This window comes from Frankia tisae, from assembly GCF_025403405.1.
GTDB lineage: Bacteria > Actinomycetota > Actinomycetes > Frankiales > Frankiaceae > Frankia > Frankia tisai.
Window position 1 is genome coordinate 1 of the sequence record NZ_JANEZT010000127.1, and the last position, 16,240, is coordinate 16,240.

Consider the following 16,240-nt stretch of genomic DNA (forward strand, 5'->3'; position numbering starts at 1 on the left):
GGCACCCGGGACCGGGGGTGTTCGTGACCATGACCGGACCGTAGATCGATGTGCCGGCGCCTCGCCGGATCAGATGGTGATCTGTGGACAACGGCGGGTTGTCCACAGATCACCCGGAAGCGGCAGCGTTGCCACTGCGGCCTGCCGAGGTAACGCTGCTGTTCCTCCGCCGAGTCCAGCGGTAAGGTCCACGCGTCGCCGACATTTTGCGAGCACCACGGGAGGCGCGCCAATGCGTGTGACCGTCGACTTCGATCGCTGCGCCAGCAGCGGCGCGTGTGTCCAGCTCGTTCCGGACGTCTTCGAGATCCGGGACGACGGCTACCTCTACCTGCTGATCGAGGAGCCGGACGACGCGCGGCGGGACGACCTTCAGGAGGCGGCCGACTCCTGCCCGACGGACGCGATCAGTATCAGCGACGGCTGACGGGCCTGGCTGCGGACCGGTCGGCTGCCCGCCGCCCGGTGCGGACGGTGCGGCCGGGCCACCAGTGGGTAGGAACCCGGTGCGGATCCACGCGTGTGGTGCGGGTCGGCATAGGAGGCTGCTCGATGACGACGACCTACCGGCAGCAGCGACAACGGCAGACACCCAGCGCCCTGTGGCCGGCGCTGCTCGTCGTCGGCCTGGCCGTCACGGTGCTGGGCCTGCTGCTGATCCTCAATCCGTTCGCGACGGCCGGCACCCTGGCCGTGCTTGCCGGGGTGGCTCTGGTCCTGTCCGGGATCGGCGAGACGATCGCGGCCGCCAGGGCCGAGAACTCGGCGGGCACAGCCTTCTTCGGGATCCTGCTCGTTCTCGGCGGCATCGTCGTGCTGCTGTGGCCGGGGGTGACGCTGCGGGTGCTGGCGTTGCTCGTCGGCGCCATCCTGATCGTCACCGGCGTCGTGCGGGCGCTCGTGACCCGGGCGCTGCAGTCCCGTGAGTTGCAGTCCCGTGAGTTGCACTCACGGGAGACCGGTGCCCGCGGTGCGGTGCCCAGCTACGCGCTGGCGGCCGTCAGCGTGGTGCTGGGTGTGCTCGCCCTCGCCTGGCCCGACGCGACGATCGTGGCACTGGCGGTGATCTTCGGAATCCAGCTCATCGTCAGCGGGGTCACCGAGATTGCGTTGGGGCTGGCGCTGCGGCCCCGCTCACGGGCCTGAACGTCTGACGGCTGCTTCCCGCGGTCCGGGCTCTCCCGGCCGTCGGCGAGAGAGCCGCCAGGCTGTGGGTGGCGGCCCGCTCAGGCCAGGATGAGGTCACGCCAGCGGCGGATCGACTCCTCGCTGGCGCCGTGATCGCGGACCCAGCCTGCCACGCCACCGGGATGAGCGTCGGCCGTGGCGATGACCGCCTCCGCGGCGGCGACCGACGTCTTGACCAGCTCCCGGCCCCGTTCCGGGTCGCTCACGCCGGGCAGCAGCGCATGCCCCTTGAGTCGCTTGATCACGCCGCGCATGTTCTGCTCGGTGGCCGCGTAGTCGGCGAGGACGTCCTGCTCGACGACGCCGGCGAGGCGCAGCAGCACGGCGATCGTGACACCGGTGCGGTCCTTGCCCGCGGCGCAGTGCACGAGCACCGGGCCCGGCGCCGTTGCGACGACGTCGACGATCGCGGCAAGCTGGGGGGCGGCGTGCTCGACCATCGCCACGTACAGCGACTGTAGACCGGCCTCCATCGCCCCCGAGGTGGCGGTGTGTCGGCCGGGTGCCGCGTCGTCGCCGAGCAGCGGGAACACCCTGATCTCGGCGCCGAGGGCGGCGAGCGGATGCGGATTGGGCCCGCGCTCGACGGCGGAGCGCAGGTCGATCACCGTACGCGGCGGCCAGACCATCGACTCCGGCGGCGGGCGATCTCCGACCTTGGGCATCTCGCTGCGGTAAAGCACGCCGGGGCGGGTGCGACGGCCGTCTGCGGTACTCATCCCCCCGACGTCGCGGAGGTTGACGAGCCCGGCGACGTCCGGCGGCGCCGACGCCTCCAGCGGCGGGGCGCCACCGGCGCCCGCCGCGTCGGTCGGATCGGTGAGAGACGTCATCGAATACTCCTCCGGCCGTGCCGGCCTGTTGGCGTCACCGCCGCTGGCGGCGTTCTCTCATCCTTGCGGATTTCCGCCGGATCAGCGTGCAATCACACGATGCGTCCTGCCATTCACCGAACGCTGCGGCCGGGACGGTCGCCAGCGACCGTCCCGGGTGGATCGAGGTCGACCGGGTCGATCAGGTGCGGACCCTTGTTCCGGACGTTACCCACCGCCGCGCCCACCGGATGCGCGGCGAGCACCCCGCCCGGCGCCGGCCGCAGCAACGGGGCGAGCCCGGCCGGGTCGGCCGCCGGATCGATCCACCGGTCCCAGGCCGACGCGGGCAGGATCACCGGCGACCGGTCATGCAGGAACGCCAGGCCCTCGGCCGCCCCGGTGGTGAGAATCGTGAAGGTCACCAGCGGCGTGTCCCCCTTGCGCCACACCTCGTAGAGGCCGGCGAAGGCGAAGATCCCCCCGGTCTCCGGATGGCCCGCCGGGTAGATGTAGAACGGCTGCCCGCGCCGGGATCCACCGCCCGGATGGAACCACTCGTAGAAGCCGGTGGCGGGCACGAGGCAACGCCGCGCCGCGAAGGCCGCACGGAACGCCGGCTTGGTCGCCGCCGTCTCCGCCCGAGCGTTGATCATCTTGGTGCCGATGGTGCGGTCCTTCGCCCAGGACGGCACCAGCCCCCAGGTCGCCAGCCGCAGCACCCGGCCGGTGGGCGCCGGTTCGCCACCGGCGGCAGGCGGCTGCGCGACGACGATCGGCATCGTCGACGTGGGGGCGACGTTGTAGCTCTCCCGCACCCCGCCACCGGTCTCGTCGCGGGCGGACATGGCGGCGACCAGATCGTCGGCCGCCAGCTTCTGCGTGTATCGACCGCACATGCCGACCAGTGTGGCAGCCAGGTCCGACTTTTCCCGGTCGCACCCGCCCTCAGCCGAACAGCAGTTCGCCCCCGCCGGCGAGGCACGCCAGCCCCGTCAGGCCGAACAGGCCGACCCAGAAGCCCGGCGGCAGCCCGGTCAACCGGGCGAGCTGGTCGGGATCCGAATCTCTCCCCCGGCGCCGGCGCTGCCGCTGCACCTCGACCACCGGCCGCAGCGCCCCGAGCAGCAGGAAGCAGGCGACATAGGCGGCGAACCCGGCGCGCGCGGTCGGCGGTGCGAACCACGAGACCGCCAAGATCGCCGCGGTGCTGACCAGGAGGGAAAACACCCCGAAGCCGTTTCGGATCACGACGAGCATCGCGAGCAGCAACGCCACGCAGACCTGAAGTACCAGGCTTGTCCGGCCGGCGGCCAGCAGGGCGGCGGCGGCGAGTCCGAGCAGGGAGGGCGTGGGGTAGCCGGCGGCCACCGTGGCGATCACGCCGGGGCCCGTCGGTCGGCCGGCGGAGACGGTGACCCCGGAGGTGTCCGAGTGCAGGCGGACGCCGGCCAGGCGGCGGCCACTCGCGACCGCGGCCAGGGCGTGGCCGCCCTCGTGCGCGATCGTGATGACGTGCCGGGCGACGGGCCACAGCCGATCGCTGAGCACTGTCACAGCCGCGAGCGCAGCGGCGACGACGATCACCCACTGCGGAGGCGCTGGCTGCGCCTCGATGCTGCGCCGCAGGATCTCCATCCGGCCTCTCCCTCTCCGACACCTGCCCGCCTCGCCCGATAGGTGGCGGGTGGCCCCACACCGGCAGCGGCGTCCGTTCCGACATCATCGATCCTGAGGCCGAGGGAGCGGGCAGGTGCCGGCCGGGGGTCCTTGAAAGGGCGAGCGCCCCCCTCTTCGGCGCCCCCGTGACCAGGAGGCGGCGGTAGGGTCGGAACGCGCTTGGATGCCCGGGGGGGACCGCGAGGACAAGCTGAGGAGTGGCCCGTCGTGGCGGAATACGTCTACCGGCCGGTTATCACCGTGGTGAGGGGGCTGTTTGGCGCGCTGCGCCTGCGGCTCGATGTGCGGGGCGCGGAGAACATCCCGTCCTCCGGGGGAGGCATAGTACTGATCAATCACGTCTCTTATCTCGACTTCGCGCTCGCCGAACTCCCGTTCTGGACCAGCAGGCAGCGGCTGGTCCGCTTCATGGCCAAGAAGGAGGTCTTCGACCACCGGATCTCCGGGCCGCTGATGCGCGGGATGCACCACATCCCGGTTGATCGGCAGGCCGGGGCGGCGTCGCTGCGGGACGCGCTGAAGGCGTTGCGCGCCGGCGAGTTCGTCGGGGTCTTTCCCGAGGCGACGATCAGCCCGAGCTACTGCCTGGCCTCGTTCAAGTCCGGTGCTGCCCGGATGGCTGCGCACACCGACGTCCCGGTAATTCCGGTGATCCTCTGGGGCAGCCAGCGGGTCCTGACCAAAGGGCATCCGTTCAAGCTGCGGGACGCCGTCGGCGCCCCGGTCTCCATCACGGTGGGCCGGCCGGTCCCCCCAGCCGAGCTCGCCGACCGCCAGACGGGGACGGACGTCCTGCACAAGGTGATGACCGAGCTGCTCGACGAGGCGCAGCGAAGCTACCCACGCCCCTCGCCCGGCGAGCCCGACTGGTGGCTGCCCGCGCATCTCGGCGGGTCCGCCCCGCCACCGCCCACCCAGCCGCTCGACCCTCGGGCCTGACCTCACCGGCTTTCCTGGACGCCGGCGAACGAGTCCGGAAACGTCGGGCCCAGGCATTCGGGCTCGGCACCGCCGTGCGAGGAGAATGCACCCGGTGACGCGAAGGATTTCGCGTCACCGGCCCAGGCGCACCGCCGCACGCGGGCATCCGACTCCGCCCGAGTGCCGAGATCCACTGGATCGCCGAGACCCCCGGCACCGGCGATGAACAACCGGCGCGCCGCCGCAGAGCGCACCGCGCCACGCGCGCCCAGGCGAGTGAGTCCGAACCCGGGCAGGACGAGTCGCGGTGCGTTGTGCACGGTCTGAGCCCGGGAATCGTGCACATCGCACCGCAACGCTTCCCGCGCACCGAAACCGGCCGTCACCGGCGCATGTTCGTGGCCTGAGGTTCGACAGCAGGGCAGGCGACACCACACCCGCTACTCAACGTCGATCGGCTACGACCCCGAGCAGATAGGACTTACTCGGCCAGCGCGCCGAGACCGCCCTGGCCTGGGGCGTGGCGAGGCGGAACGCAGTGGTTCGCAACATCCTCGACGGCACTATTGGGGCCCCGGCAGGCCCCGTTCCGCTTTCGCCCCGTTTACGGTGAAGGCACCTGGGTACCCGACCGGGCGGATCATGTGGCGGAAGAGGGACGTCAGGCGGAGGTTTTCCCGTGCTCACCGTAGGTTGGATTTTACTGGTGATCTGCGCCGTGGCCGTCCTCGGAAGCGTCATGCTCCTCGGGCAGCGTGACAGCCGACGTGCGCGGCTGCAACGGCGGTTCGGCCCCGAATACGACCGTGTGCTCGCCGAGCACACGGACCGGCGATCGGCGGAACGCCAGCTCAGACAGATCGCCGAACGGCGCGACGCGCTCACCATCAACCCGCTGACCCAGGCCGACCGGGCAACCTACACGGTCCGCTGGGAGACGCTGCAGACCCGCTTTGTCGACGACCCCGCCGAGGCGACCAGTCTGGCGGACGCCCTCGTCGGCGAGGTGATGCGTGCCCGGGGATATCCGGCTGGCAGTTTCGCCGAGCGCGCCGAGCTGCTGTCCGCCGACCATCCCCGCGTCGTCGCCGGCTACCGCGAGGCGCACCAACGGACCACGGCCAAGCCGGACGGCAAAAGTGCTCCCGGCCGGCGGGACACCGAGAGCCTGCGCTCGGCCTTCGTGCGCTACCGCGAGGTGTTCAACCAGTTGGTCGGCAGCAACCCAGGGTCCGGTGACAAGGCCGCTCCCACCGGCGACAAGGCCGTTCCCACCGGTGACAAGGCCGCTCCCGCCGATGACAAGGCCGCTCCCCCCGGCGACCGGCAGGACCCGAAGGAGCGTCCGGCCGCCGGCCTGGCAGCCACGCCCGCCAAGCGGGAGGCGTGAACCCCGCCGCCACCAGATCGTCCGGCAACGTCCGTCTCCCGGCCAGGGACCTTCACGGTCACCGCGCCGCTCTCAAGCCGGCCCCCTCGTAGCACGACAGGAAGGACCGTCATGAGTCTCGACGGCATCAGGCACGACGGCCGCCCTGCGGCGAATTCCCGGTCCGGCCAGGGTCGCGACGCCGACCAGTGGCGGGAGATCCTGCTCAGCTTCGTCGACGACCCGCGGGCCGCGGTCGAGCAGGCCGACCGTCTGGTCGATGAGGCGGTGCGCGCCCTGCAGGACCGTATCGAGGCGCAGCGCGGCGGCCTGCGCGAGGCGTGGCGTTCCCGCGGCGAGCCGTCGACGGAGGATCTGCGCATGGCGCTGCGCGGTTACCGCGATCTCTGCCAGGATCTGCTCGCCTACGACCGCGGGGAGTCCCGTGGCTTCGCCTCGGCCGGGTCGGCGTCGCCGGTGGCGCGGGACGCGAGCCGGTCCTCCGCCGAGTCGGACCGTGCCGCCGATCCTGCCGCGAAGGCCCCCGCCGACTCCCGATCGTCGGCGGCGGCTCCGGCCAGGACGCCCATCCCGGCGGAGCCGTCCCGGGCACGGGCCGCGCCGGCGGGCGCGATGTGGGACGGGATCCGCTGATTTCCCAACGGCACTACGCCCGGTAGCGGGCCGCCAGGGCGTGGCGCCGCGGCGGATGCACGTTCGCCCGGCGCAGGTCACCGTCATAGTGGGCGACGACGCGGTTGTCCATCAGCCGGAACCACACCGGGGGCAGGTACGCCGCGAGCAGCAGCGTGGCGTACCCCGCCGGCAGTTGCGGCGATTCCTCGAACGAACGCAGGACCTGGTAACGCCGGGTGGGATGGGCGTGATGGTCGCTGTGCCGCTGGAGCTGGTAGAGCGCCAGGTTGCTGGTCACCGCGTCGCTGTTCCAGCTGTGCCGCGGGGTGACGGGCTCGTAGCGGCCGCCGGCGGTGCGGGCCCGGGCCAGCCCGTAGTGCTCAATGTAGTTGACGCCTTCGAGCAGAGTGAACCCGAACACGGCCTGCGCGACGAGGAAGACGAGCACCGACGGGCCGAACGCGGCGGCCAGCGAGCCGAACAACACGGCGGTGAGCAGCCAGCCGAGCACCACCTCGTTGCGCAGGGACACCACCCGCGCGCCGTGTAGCCGCAGCCGGCGACTCTCCAGCGACCAGGCCGACCGCAGGCTGCCCACGACCGTTCGCGGCCAGAACCGCCAGAAGCCCTCGCCGAGGCGAGCGCTGGCCGGGTCTGCCGGCGTCGCGACCCGCACGTGATGACCCCGGTTGTGCTCGACGTAGAAGTGGCCGTAGCAGGTGGGCGCGAGCATCAGCCGCGCCAGCCACCGTTCGAGCGGAGCCCGCTTGTGGCCCAGTTCATGCGCCGTGGTGATGCCCACGCCGGTCACCGTGCCGACCGAGACCACCGCGCCGATGCGGGCGAACGGCGACAGCCCGCCGCCCGCCCAGGCTGCGGCGCCGAGCACCAGACCGACGCCGGCCAACGGCAGGTAGAGATAGGTGCATCGGCGGTAGAAACGGTCCGCTTCGAGAGCGGCTCGGATCTCTTCGGGAGGATTCACCGAATCCGCCGGCGTGGAGATGTCCAACAGCGGGACGAGGACGAAGACGAACAACGGGGTGATCCACCAATGCACCCCGAGGCCGGTGCGATGCCACAACCCATAGCCGACGATGGCCAGCAGTGGCACGATGATGGCCGTCAGCCACATATAGCGTTTGCCGTCACGCCAGGCAATCCCGCCGGGCGCGGTGAGCACGGGAGCCGCCACCGGCACCTCCGATCCGCCGGGCCGACCGGCAGGTCACCGGAGCGCGCCAATGCGGGCACGAAACGGACATCCGACGGTTCGGCAGAACTGATTCGCTAATCTGCCACCGGGCATCCGCAATGACAACGGGATGTCCGCCACAACGACCCATGAGGAGTAACTCGCACGTGGCGATGGACGGTGCGCGTTCCGGGCCGGCGGCCCGGCGGTCGCGGTCGATGAGCGACTCGCCGCCCTGGATCGGCGGGGTGATGGTGGGCACGTTGCTGCTGGCCGCCGGGGTCCTGATCACCTACACGCTGCTGCCCCTGCCGGGCCAGCAGCGCCTGGGCCGCGGCAACTACCTGCTCGCGGCGGCGCTGTTCGCCGCGAACATCGCACTGCCCCGGCTGCTGCGCCGGGTTCGCCGACTGCGCCGACGCCGGGCGACGCGCACCCGCTGACTCGCCGCCCGGCACGATCTGGCCACCGGGCGGCCCAGCCTGCTGGGGGGGTCAGGGTGCCGCTGCCGTTCGTCACGCTGCCGCTCTGGTCGCTGCTGCTGAAGTCCTGGCCTGGGCCGATGTCGGATCTGATGAGCGAAACAAGCACACGGACTAGGCTGGATCGCGGACACGGAAGTGGTGTCCGGAGCCGTCGTCGAGCCGCCTGACGCCTCGTGGAAGCGGGCCGAGGTCCGTCGCGTGCCGCCCGCGGTTGACGTGCCGCACCCGCGTGACCGATCGTCGTGGCTGCCGCGGTTCCGGCGCCGCCGATGTCCTTCACCAGTTCCGGGACCAGGCGATCGCGAGGAGTAACTTCGGTGCATGCGGTGCAGACAGCGGACCATGTCGACGAGGCGGCTGCCGCCGCGACCGTTCCGGGGTCGACCTTCACCCGCCTGGGTGTGATCGGCTGCGGGCTGATGGGCTCCGGCATCGCGGAGGTCGCCGCCCGGGCGGGCCTGGACGTCGCCATCCGCGAAATCGACGAGCCGGCCCTGAGTGCGGGTCGCAAGCGGCTGACCTCCTCGCTGGACCGCGGGGTTCGCGGCGGCAAGCTGGCCGAGGCGGACCGGGACGCGGTGCTCGCGCGGCTGACCTTCACCACCGATCTCGGTGACTTCGCCGACCGCGACGTCGTGATCGAGGCGGTTGCCGAGAACGAGCAGCTCAAGGCGGACATCTTCGGCGCTCTCGACAAGGTCGTCACGCGGCCGGACGCGATCTTCGCCTCCAACACCTCGTCGATTCCGATCATGAAGCTGGGCATGGCCACGTCCCGGCCGGAGCAGGTCGTCGGCATCCACTTCTTCAACCCGGTGCCCGTCCAGAAGCTCGTCGAGATCGTCCCGTCGCTGCTGACCTCACCCGCGACCGAAGCCGCCGCCGAGGGCCTGGTCACCGGCCGGCTCGGCAAGGAGGTCATCCGCTCCAAGGACCGGGCCGGCTTCGTGGTGAACTCGCTACTCGTTCCCTACCTGCTGGCTGCGGTGCGGATGTTGGAGTCCGGCTTCGCCGTCGCGGACGACATCGACCGCGGCATGGTGCTCGGCTGCGCCCACCCGATGGGTCCGCTGCGCCTGTGCGACCTGGTCGGGCTGGACACCATCAAGGCGGTCGCCGAGTCGATGTACGAGGAGTTCAAGGAACCGCTGTACTCGCCGCCCCCGCTGCTCATGCGCATGGTCGACGCCGGGCTGCTCGGCAAGAAGACCGGCCGCGGCTTCCACAACTACGCCGGCTGAACCCATGAGCGGCCTGACCCCCCGCGCCATCCGAGGACACGACGACCAAGGCGGTCTGCGGTGAATCCGAGCTTCAACCTCTACCAGCTCGCCGAGGAGCACACCGCGCTGCGCGAGGCGGTGCGCACCCTCGCCGAGAAGGACATCGCGCCGTACGCCGCGGACGTCGACGAGCACGAGCGGTACCCGGTGGAGGCGCAGGAGGCGCTCGACCGGGCCGGATTCGCCGCGGTGCACGTCCCGGAGAGCTACGGAGGCCAGGGCGCGGACTCGGTGGCCACCTGCATCGTCATCGAGGAGGTAGCCCGGGTCTGCGCGTCGAGCTCGCTGATCCCCGCGGTGAACAAGCTGGGCAGCATGCCGATCATCCTCGCCGGCTCCGAGGAACTCAAACGCCAGGTGCTGCCCTCCCTGGCCAGCGGCGAGGCGATGATCTCCTACGCGCTCTCCGAGCGGGAGGCGGGCTCCGACACCGCCGCGATGCGCACCCGGGCCCGCCTCGACGGCGACCGCTGGGTCCTCGACGGCACCAAGACCTGGATCACCAATGCCGGCAAGTCGACCTGGTACACCGTGATGGCCGTGACCGACCCGGACGCGGCGAAGAAGGTCGACGGCATCTCCGCCTTCGTCGTGCACCGCGACGACCCCGGCTTCGAGGTCGGCTCGAAGGAACGCAAGCTCGGTATCAAGGGTTCCCCCACCCGGGAGATCCACTTCACCGGCTGCACGATCCCGGCCGACCGCATCATCGGCGAGCCGGGTACCGGCCTGCGCACGGCGCTGGCCACCCTCGACCACACCCGGCCGACGATCGGCGCGCAGGCTGTCGGCATCGCCCAGGGGGCGCTCGACGCCGCCATCGCCTACGTCAAACAGCGCCGCCAGTTCGGCCGGCGGATCGCCGACAACCAGGCCGTCCAGTTCATGCTCGCCGACATGGGTATGAAGATCGAGGCGGCCCGGCACCTCGTCTACGTCTCCGCCGCCCGGGCCGAACGCGGCGAACCGAACCTCGGCTTCGTCTCCGCCGCCGCCAAGTGCTTCGCCTCCGACGTGGCGATGGAGGTCACCACCGATGCCGTCCAGCTGTTCGGCGGCGCCGGCTACACCCGCGACTTCCCGGTCGAACGGATGATGCGCGACGCCAAGATCACCCAGATCTACGAGGGCACCAACCAGGTCCAACGCGTCGTCATGTCCCGCGCGCTGCTTAACGGATAGCACTTTAGCCGCAGCGATCTCTTTGTGGTCGCTGCTCTCGAACTGACGCCGCCGCCGCTGGGCATGCGCCCACTACTTCCACTACCGGCGGTGCAGACACGCAGCTCCGACCCCATCCATGGGGATAACTACCACGCCACCATCACTGTCACAGCAGTACGTCTGGCGATTAGCGATCGATCACAAGCGTATTTTGGCCGAGCTAGCCCACATGGGTCCTCAACGTCTCGACAATAAGACGGATCTTCTCCAGTTGATTCTCAGCGACAACCCGATATTGCAAATACGACTCCAAGGGTGGCAATACGGAAGATATGTATTCAGCCGCCGAATCGGTCGTAAGGAGCGAAAGCGCATATTGGTAGCCCTCTTCCCATCCCTCAGCTCCCGAAAGAAGGGAAGCCTCGGCCAGGTCGAATGCAAACCATGTCAGCGCCTGTCGCGACTTCAAGTTTTCCTGGCGTTCAAGTTCTTCCCGCGACTGCTGAACTTCGTGATTACACAGGTGCAGAGCATTGGTAAACAGCCGTGTCGCTTCCCCTGAGTCACGCCCCGCTGCGGCGTCGATCAGCAGCTGAACGCGCGCAATATTCATCAGCGGATAAAGAGCGTACCTACTGAGCATCGATGCGCGCTTGTATGAATCTCGGCTCTCCTCCAGAGCAGAGCGGTCGAGAGGATCGACAGCCAGCGCCTTGCGGCGATATGCGCCGCCTAGGTTGCTCCACGCCTCCGAGTCGTTTGAGTTTAATTCGATCGCCCTCTTGAGGGAATTTATCGCCTCTTCTATTATTTCACTTTTACTCTGCGACACACCCAGCTCTCGCCAGGCATCATCGGAATCCGGACGAATTGTAATTGCATTCTCGAGCCTTGCGATCGAGCCAGCGAGATCACCTATTTTTCTCAGGGTGACCCCCAGCAGATAGTTGGCATCGAAGGAAACATCGTCAATAGCGAGTGCTCGCTCCAGGAGTTCTTTTCTAACATCACCGGAGTTCGAGTGGAGCGCAGCTTCGAGAAGATCTTTGACTCGATCTGCGGCCAGAGCATCGCGTTGACGCTTCAAATTTTCTAGTTCTGCTCGCCTCAACGTTACCAGCGCTAGGCCGTCTCGAACAGGGCTATCGATTTTTTCGGTCCTGAGTCCAGTTATGACGGCATCACAGACTTGATTGATTGCCCTTTCCAGCTCTTCAAACCTTTCTGAATAAGGAATGTAGCGGCTGGCTGCCGCATTGAACAGCACATCTTCCGAGGACTGGGACACTAGAACCGTTACGCTGTCCGCCAACGCCCACCGCACGCCGAGTTCAAGATAAACGTTAGCATTCGCACCAGTCAGATCCGCAATGTATACGTCGGCATCCACGGCTTCCGCGAACATCGACTTGAATATGATTCCTTGGCTTACTTTTTTCTTCTCGATATCAAGGGTGACTTTGCGCTGTGTTCGCTTTTGTAATTCACGGCGTATTTTTTCGTAGAATAGTTCTTCTATTTTACCTATATTCTTCCAATCGGCATTTGGTCCAAGGCTGGTCCCGGGCATAGCCACAAAAACTCTTAATGGATCCAGTTCCGCCAAGGTTACCCCGCTTAATTACGACCTAAGATCATCAGGCCGGAGCCCTGCGTCGCGATCGAAGCTCATCGTACAGTGAAGATGTTTGTCAAGGATTGACGGGGACGACGTGTCGGGCGCGAAACAGACAGCGGAGCTCCGCTGTCCGTCAGGACCGTCAGGTCGGTGGCGGCGGGCTGGTCGGGGTCGGCGCGCTGGCACGGCCGGTTGGTGTGCGCGATCGACGGGATGACCGCGAGGTCATTTCACGTTCCGCCCGATGACCGGCCCAGACCCTGGCCCAGACACGTCGGCACACGCCTGCCGACGCCTACGCGTTCCTGCTCCAGCTGCCCTTCCGCCAATCTTGCCCCTGGAGCGTGAACGGTCGATGCGCCGGCCACACGCATGGCGCGTTGGAGCGTCGCGTGAACATGGTGTGAACGCAGCGAGTCCACAGGCAGCAGAAGTGCGCCGCCGCAAGGAGGAGTCGGGATCGACCGGCAAAAATCGAGATCGCCATGATCTGCGAGGGCACTCGCGTCCAGCAGGTCGTCATGTCCCGGTGGATGCTGGCCTGGCCGCGGCCCGTGGATGGAGCGGGCGGGAGATCAGTGAATGCAGGAAGCGACGGCCGTGGTGGTCGGCACGGCCGTCGGGCTCGCCGCCGCGGGCAGTCCCGACGGCGCGGTGGCCGTAGCGCTCGGGATAGCGGCCGGGGTCGTGATCTGCGGGATCACGGCCGCGCCCGGTAGGGACGGCCCCGCGATGACCAGGCCGGAGCCTACGAAGCTGACGCGGCCCGCGCCGCGCGAGGCCCCGGTCGACGCGGACGCGCCGGTCGCGGTCGAGGTGGTTCCGTCGCTGGCGATGGCGGCGGTGACGGTCGGGGCGGTGACGGTCGGGGCGGTGACGGCGGAGCTCACTCCGGGCGTCGGGGCGGTGCCCGGGGATGCCAGGGGATCGGCGCCGGCGCTCGCGGCGGCCGACGGGCTGTCGTCGTCGCCCATCGTGCGGGCGAAGAAGGCGCGTACGGCGTCGGGGTCGTAGAGGAAGTAGAACGCCGGATGGGCCACCTGCCCGGTGACGGGGATCGTCGCGAAGGTCACCGCACCGCTGTCCATGCCGCGCAGCCGACCGGCGAGCCGGCGCAGGTCGGTGGGGTCGGTGGCGTCGTCGAGAACCGTGGACCGGGTGACGGCGCCGAGGAACGCGACGAGTTTGGCGGGGCGTAGCAGCACGTCGCCGGAGGACACCTTGCGGAACACCGCGGCCAGGAACGCCTGCTGGCGGTGGATGCGGGACAGGTCGCCGTCGAGGAAGCCGTGCCGCTGGCGGACGAACGCGAGGGCCTGCGCGCCGACCAGGTGGTTGTTGCCCTCCTGCCCGACGAATCCGGAGCTGGGGTCGTTGAGGTTGGTCGCGTGGACCCGCCGGCCGTTGTCCAGGGTGACGGACTCGACGTAGGGCGAGGCGGTCAGGCAGACATCGACCCCGCCGATGGCGGTCGTCATCTGCTGGAACCCGCCGAAGTCGATCTCGGCGTAGTGGTCGATGCGCACCCCGGTGAGCTGCTCCAGGGTCGCGACCAGCAGGGCCGGACCGCCGCTGTTGAAGGCGCTGTTCACCCGGTCCCGGCGCGCGCGGTGGGTGCCGCCGTCGCCGTCGGTGTAGGCGGGGATCGGCAGGTAGAGGTCCCGCGGGATGGAGACGATCTGGGTCGTGCCGTCCGACGACAGGTGCGCGATCATCATCGTGTCCGAGCGGGCCCCGCCGACCTTCGCCGCGTCCGAGCCGGTCCGCACGTCGGAGCCGACGAGCAGCCAGTTCTCCGTCCCCGCCGGCACCGCCGGGGGCCGGGAGACGTCGACGTGTGGCAGGGCGATGCTCGCCCGCGCGATCTTGTGATCGTAAACGGTGAGGATCACCCAGCCCGACACCGTGGCGGCGAGGACGGCGACGCTCAGCGCGGCCGCGAGAATCCGCGTGATCCGGGATCGCAGGCCGCGACGGCGGCCCGGTCCCCGCGCGGCCGGCTCGGCCCCGGACCCGTCACCGGGGTTCCCCGAACCACCTACCGGATCCCCGGGGCCGTCGGCGACCATCCCGCCCGGCGTGGCGGACAGAGGAGACGCGACGGGCCGGGGTGACACAGCAGGGCGGGTGGACGTGGCCGAGGGCCCTCGGGAGATCGGCGCCGTGGCATCGGTGCCGACCGCCGCACCACCGACCGCCGCACCACCGGCCGGCGGCCGCGGGTCGGCAGCCGTCCGACGGCTGTCCGCCCCCGCCTCGTCAGACCCGACATTCCCCTGCGCAACCGGCGAATTGGGCGGGCCTTCCGCGGGCGGACCTTCACGGGATGTGGAGGCGGGCGCCGGTCGCTTCACGTCGCCGCCTCCCCCGCGATGATGCCGGCGAAATGACCGGATAGAGCTACCACAATAAGCGTAATTCGTGGGTCACCGACGACTTCGACCGCGCTATGTGACGACGACCGCCCTTACCTGGGCAAATCCTGTACCAGCCGCAGCATGCCGACCACGCAGGCGGATCCGGCCGCTCGAGCGGTGCGGGCATCCGCGTTCAGCCGCACCCTTCCACAGCCATCCGTATCCGCCATCCGTGTCCGGTTTGCCTCCGCGGAAGGCGGGGTCCGCTCCGAGGAAAAGGCGGGAGGCTGGGAGTGGCGCGCCGGTGGCGCGTGGCTGCGGGTACAGGTCGGACCCGCGGCTCTGGTACGACAGGAGGGTCAGAACGGCGCAAAGCATGGAGGCTTCTTGTCCAGATCCGTCCTCGTCCTCGTCCCGACCAACGGCGGCGTGACGGCGCTGTCGGCGGTCCCCGGGATCGAGCCGCTGCGCTACGACCCGGACGTTCCCCTGCCGGCCGCGGCCCGCGAGGCCGAGGTGCTGGTCGTGGCGCCCGGCGAGGTGCAGCGCCAGCTCGACGCGATGCGGGAGCTGCCGAAGTTGCGCCTGGTGCAGACGTTCAGCGCCGGCACCGACCAGTGGCTCGGCCGGCTGCCGGCGGGGGTAGCCCTGTCGAACGCCCGGGGCGCGCACGGCGGTTCCACCGCCGAATGGGCAGCCAGCGCGCTGCTCGCCCTCTACCGCGAGATCCCGCGGTTCCTCACCGACGCCGCCGCCGGCCGCTGGGAGCCGCGCCAGACCGGGACTCTCGCCGGCCGGCGGGTGCTCATCCTCGGCGCGGGCGATCTCGGCACCGCGTTGCGCCGGCGGCTCGAACCGTTCGAGACCGAGGTCAGCATGGTCGCCCGGCGGGCCCGGCCCGGCGTGCACACCCTCGACGAGGTGCCGGACCTGCTGCCCCGCCACGACGCCGTGGTGGTGATGCTGCCGCTCACCGACGAGCTGCGCGGCCTGGTCGACGCCGACTTCCTCGCCCGCATGCCCGACGGCGCGATCCTGGTCAACGCCGCCCGGGGGGCGCATGTCGTGACGGCCGCGCTGCTGGCGGAGCTGGAGTCCGGGCGGCTGCGGGCCGCGCTGGACGTCACCGATCCGGAGCCGCTGCCACCCGATCATCCGCTGTGGCGGGCCCCGGGCCTGCTGCTCACCCCGCATGTAGGCGGCATGACCGCCGGCGTGTCGCAGCGGATCTGGAATGTGATCGCCCGTCAGCTCGACCAGTACGTCCGCGACGGCCGGCCGGAGAACCTCGTCGACTGATGCGACCGACCGCCGACCGCTGGCCGCCGACCGCCGACCGCTGGCCGACCGATCGCCGACCGGGTGGGGCGCTCAGGTGCGGTCCAGCTCGGCAAGGGTGCGGCGCAGGCCTTCGGCCAGCGGGGTCGGTTCCCAGCCGAGCTCGCGCTGGGCCCGGGAGGCATCGGGGACGGCGTTCCACCGCAGGTAGTGGAACTGGCCGCGGGCCAGTGGCGGGGGGCGGCGGGTCAACC

General features: G+C 69.8%; 15 protein-coding genes. 9 read left to right on the forward strand and 6 right to left on the reverse strand.

The features are described from left to right. Positions 1-232: 232 nt before the first annotated feature. Together NBZ85_RS14140 and NBZ85_RS14145 are read left to right on the forward strand one after the other, a co-directional pair. Positions 233-427: a ferredoxin gene (locus tag NBZ85_RS14140; protein WP_261555840.1), complete on the forward strand. Its 195-nt coding sequence runs from the start codon at positions 233-235 to the stop codon at positions 425-427. Between the two features lie 125 nt (positions 428-552). Then, positions 553-1,146 carry an HdeD family acid-resistance protein gene (locus NBZ85_RS14145; protein WP_261555838.1) on the forward strand — a complete coding sequence of 198 codons (594 nt, stop codon included), beginning with the start codon at positions 553-555 and terminating at the stop codon, positions 1,144-1,146. Positions 1,147-1,226: 80 nt separating this feature from the next. Here the strand turns inward: NBZ85_RS14145 and NBZ85_RS14150 are convergent, their stop codons facing one another. From NBZ85_RS14150 to NBZ85_RS14160, 3 genes are all read right to left on the reverse strand, one after another. Then, on the reverse strand, positions 1,227-2,021 hold the full coding sequence (locus tag NBZ85_RS14150; RefSeq protein ID WP_261555837.1) for a tyrosine-protein phosphatase: 795 nt from the start codon (positions 2,019-2,021) through the stop codon (positions 1,227-1,229). A gap of 113 nt (positions 2,022-2,134) precedes the next feature. Continuing rightward, positions 2,135-2,899, reverse strand: a complete 765-nt coding sequence (locus NBZ85_RS14155) for an SOS response-associated peptidase (RefSeq protein ID WP_261555830.1) — start codon at positions 2,897-2,899, stop codon at positions 2,135-2,137. A 49-nt stretch (positions 2,900-2,948) separates the two neighbouring features. Beyond that, a complete protein-coding gene (locus NBZ85_RS14160; protein WP_261555829.1) occupies positions 2,949-3,638 on the reverse strand; it encodes a M50 family metallopeptidase in 690 nt (229 codons plus the stop codon). Between the two features lie 249 nt (positions 3,639-3,887). Between NBZ85_RS14160 and NBZ85_RS14165 the strand changes: the two genes are divergently transcribed. From NBZ85_RS14165 to NBZ85_RS14175, 3 genes are all read left to right on the forward strand, one after another. Beyond that, complete coding sequence (locus NBZ85_RS14165; RefSeq protein ID WP_261555827.1) at positions 3,888-4,619, forward strand: lysophospholipid acyltransferase family protein; 732 nt, start codon at positions 3,888-3,890, stop codon at positions 4,617-4,619. A gap of 661 nt (positions 4,620-5,280) precedes the next feature. Then, on the forward strand, positions 5,281-5,991 hold the full coding sequence (locus NBZ85_RS14170; RefSeq protein WP_261555826.1) for a hypothetical protein: 711 nt from the start codon (positions 5,281-5,283) through the stop codon (positions 5,989-5,991). Positions 5,992-6,102: 111 nt separating this feature from the next. After that, positions 6,103-6,624, forward strand: coding sequence for a hypothetical protein (locus NBZ85_RS14175; RefSeq protein ID WP_261555824.1), 522 nt, complete (start codon positions 6,103-6,105; stop codon positions 6,622-6,624). Between the two features lie 13 nt (positions 6,625-6,637). On the opposite strand, the gene NBZ85_RS14180 is transcribed toward NBZ85_RS14175, so the two are convergent. Further along, positions 6,638-7,801, reverse strand: a complete 1,164-nt coding sequence (locus NBZ85_RS14180) for an alkane 1-monooxygenase (RefSeq protein WP_261555823.1) — start codon at positions 7,799-7,801, stop codon at positions 6,638-6,640. 218 nt (positions 7,802-8,019) lie between these two features. On the opposite strand from NBZ85_RS14180, the gene NBZ85_RS14185 reads away from it, so the two are divergent. From NBZ85_RS14185 to NBZ85_RS14195, 3 genes are all read left to right on the forward strand, one after another. Further along, positions 8,020-8,244, forward strand: coding sequence for a hypothetical protein (locus NBZ85_RS14185; RefSeq protein ID WP_261555815.1), 225 nt, complete (start codon positions 8,020-8,022; stop codon positions 8,242-8,244). Between the two features lie 359 nt (positions 8,245-8,603). Next, the gene (locus NBZ85_RS14190) at positions 8,604-9,527 is read left to right on the forward strand and encodes a 3-hydroxybutyryl-CoA dehydrogenase (protein WP_261555813.1); all 924 of its coding nucleotides are present in this window, start codon (positions 8,604-8,606) and stop codon (positions 9,525-9,527) included. 60 nt (positions 9,528-9,587) lie between these two features. Further along, a complete protein-coding gene (locus NBZ85_RS14195) occupies positions 9,588-10,751 on the forward strand; it encodes an acyl-CoA dehydrogenase family protein (protein ID WP_261555812.1) in 1,164 nt (387 codons plus the stop codon). Between the two features lie 202 nt (positions 10,752-10,953). Here NBZ85_RS14195 and NBZ85_RS14200 read toward each other — a convergent pair whose 3' ends face one another. Then, on the reverse strand, positions 10,954-12,339 hold the full coding sequence (locus NBZ85_RS14200) for a tetratricopeptide repeat protein (RefSeq protein WP_261555799.1): 1,386 nt from the start codon (positions 12,337-12,339) through the stop codon (positions 10,954-10,956). A gap of 587 nt (positions 12,340-12,926) precedes the next feature. After that, positions 12,927-14,420, reverse strand: a complete 1,494-nt coding sequence (locus NBZ85_RS14205; protein ID WP_261562047.1) for an LCP family glycopolymer transferase — start codon at positions 14,418-14,420, stop codon at positions 12,927-12,929. A gap of 675 nt (positions 14,421-15,095) precedes the next feature. Between NBZ85_RS14205 and NBZ85_RS14210 the strand changes: the two genes are divergently transcribed. Continuing rightward, positions 15,096-16,007: a 2-hydroxyacid dehydrogenase gene (locus tag NBZ85_RS14210; protein ID WP_261555795.1), complete on the forward strand. Its 912-nt coding sequence runs from the start codon at positions 15,096-15,098 to the stop codon at positions 16,005-16,007. Positions 16,008-16,240 lie beyond the last annotated feature (233 nt).

Coding starts and splice junctions, on each gene's coding strand:
- NBZ85_RS14145 (WP_261555838.1), top strand. CDS start 553: ATGACGACGACCTACCGGCAGCAGCGACAACGGCAGACACCCAGCGCC.
- NBZ85_RS14160 (WP_261555829.1), bottom strand. CDS start 3,638: ATGGAGATCCTGCGGCGCAGCATCGAGGCGCAGCCAGCGCCTCCGCAG.
- NBZ85_RS14175 (WP_261555824.1), top strand. CDS start 6,103: ATGAGTCTCGACGGCATCAGGCACGACGGCCGCCCTGCGGCGAATTCC.
- NBZ85_RS14140 (WP_261555840.1), top strand. CDS start 233: ATGCGTGTGACCGTCGACTTCGATCGCTGCGCCAGCAGCGGCGCGTGT.
- NBZ85_RS14155 (WP_261555830.1), bottom strand. CDS start 2,899: ATGTGCGGTCGATACACGCAGAAGCTGGCGGCCGACGATCTGGTCGCC.
- NBZ85_RS14150 (WP_261555837.1), bottom strand. CDS start 2,021: ATGACGTCTCTCACCGATCCGACCGACGCGGCGGGCGCCGGTGGCGCC.
- NBZ85_RS14205 (WP_261562047.1), bottom strand. CDS start 14,420: ATGGTCGCCGACGGCCCCGGGGATCCGGTAGGTGGTTCGGGGAACCCC.
- NBZ85_RS14185 (WP_261555815.1), top strand. CDS start 8,020: ATGAGCGACTCGCCGCCCTGGATCGGCGGGGTGATGGTGGGCACGTTG.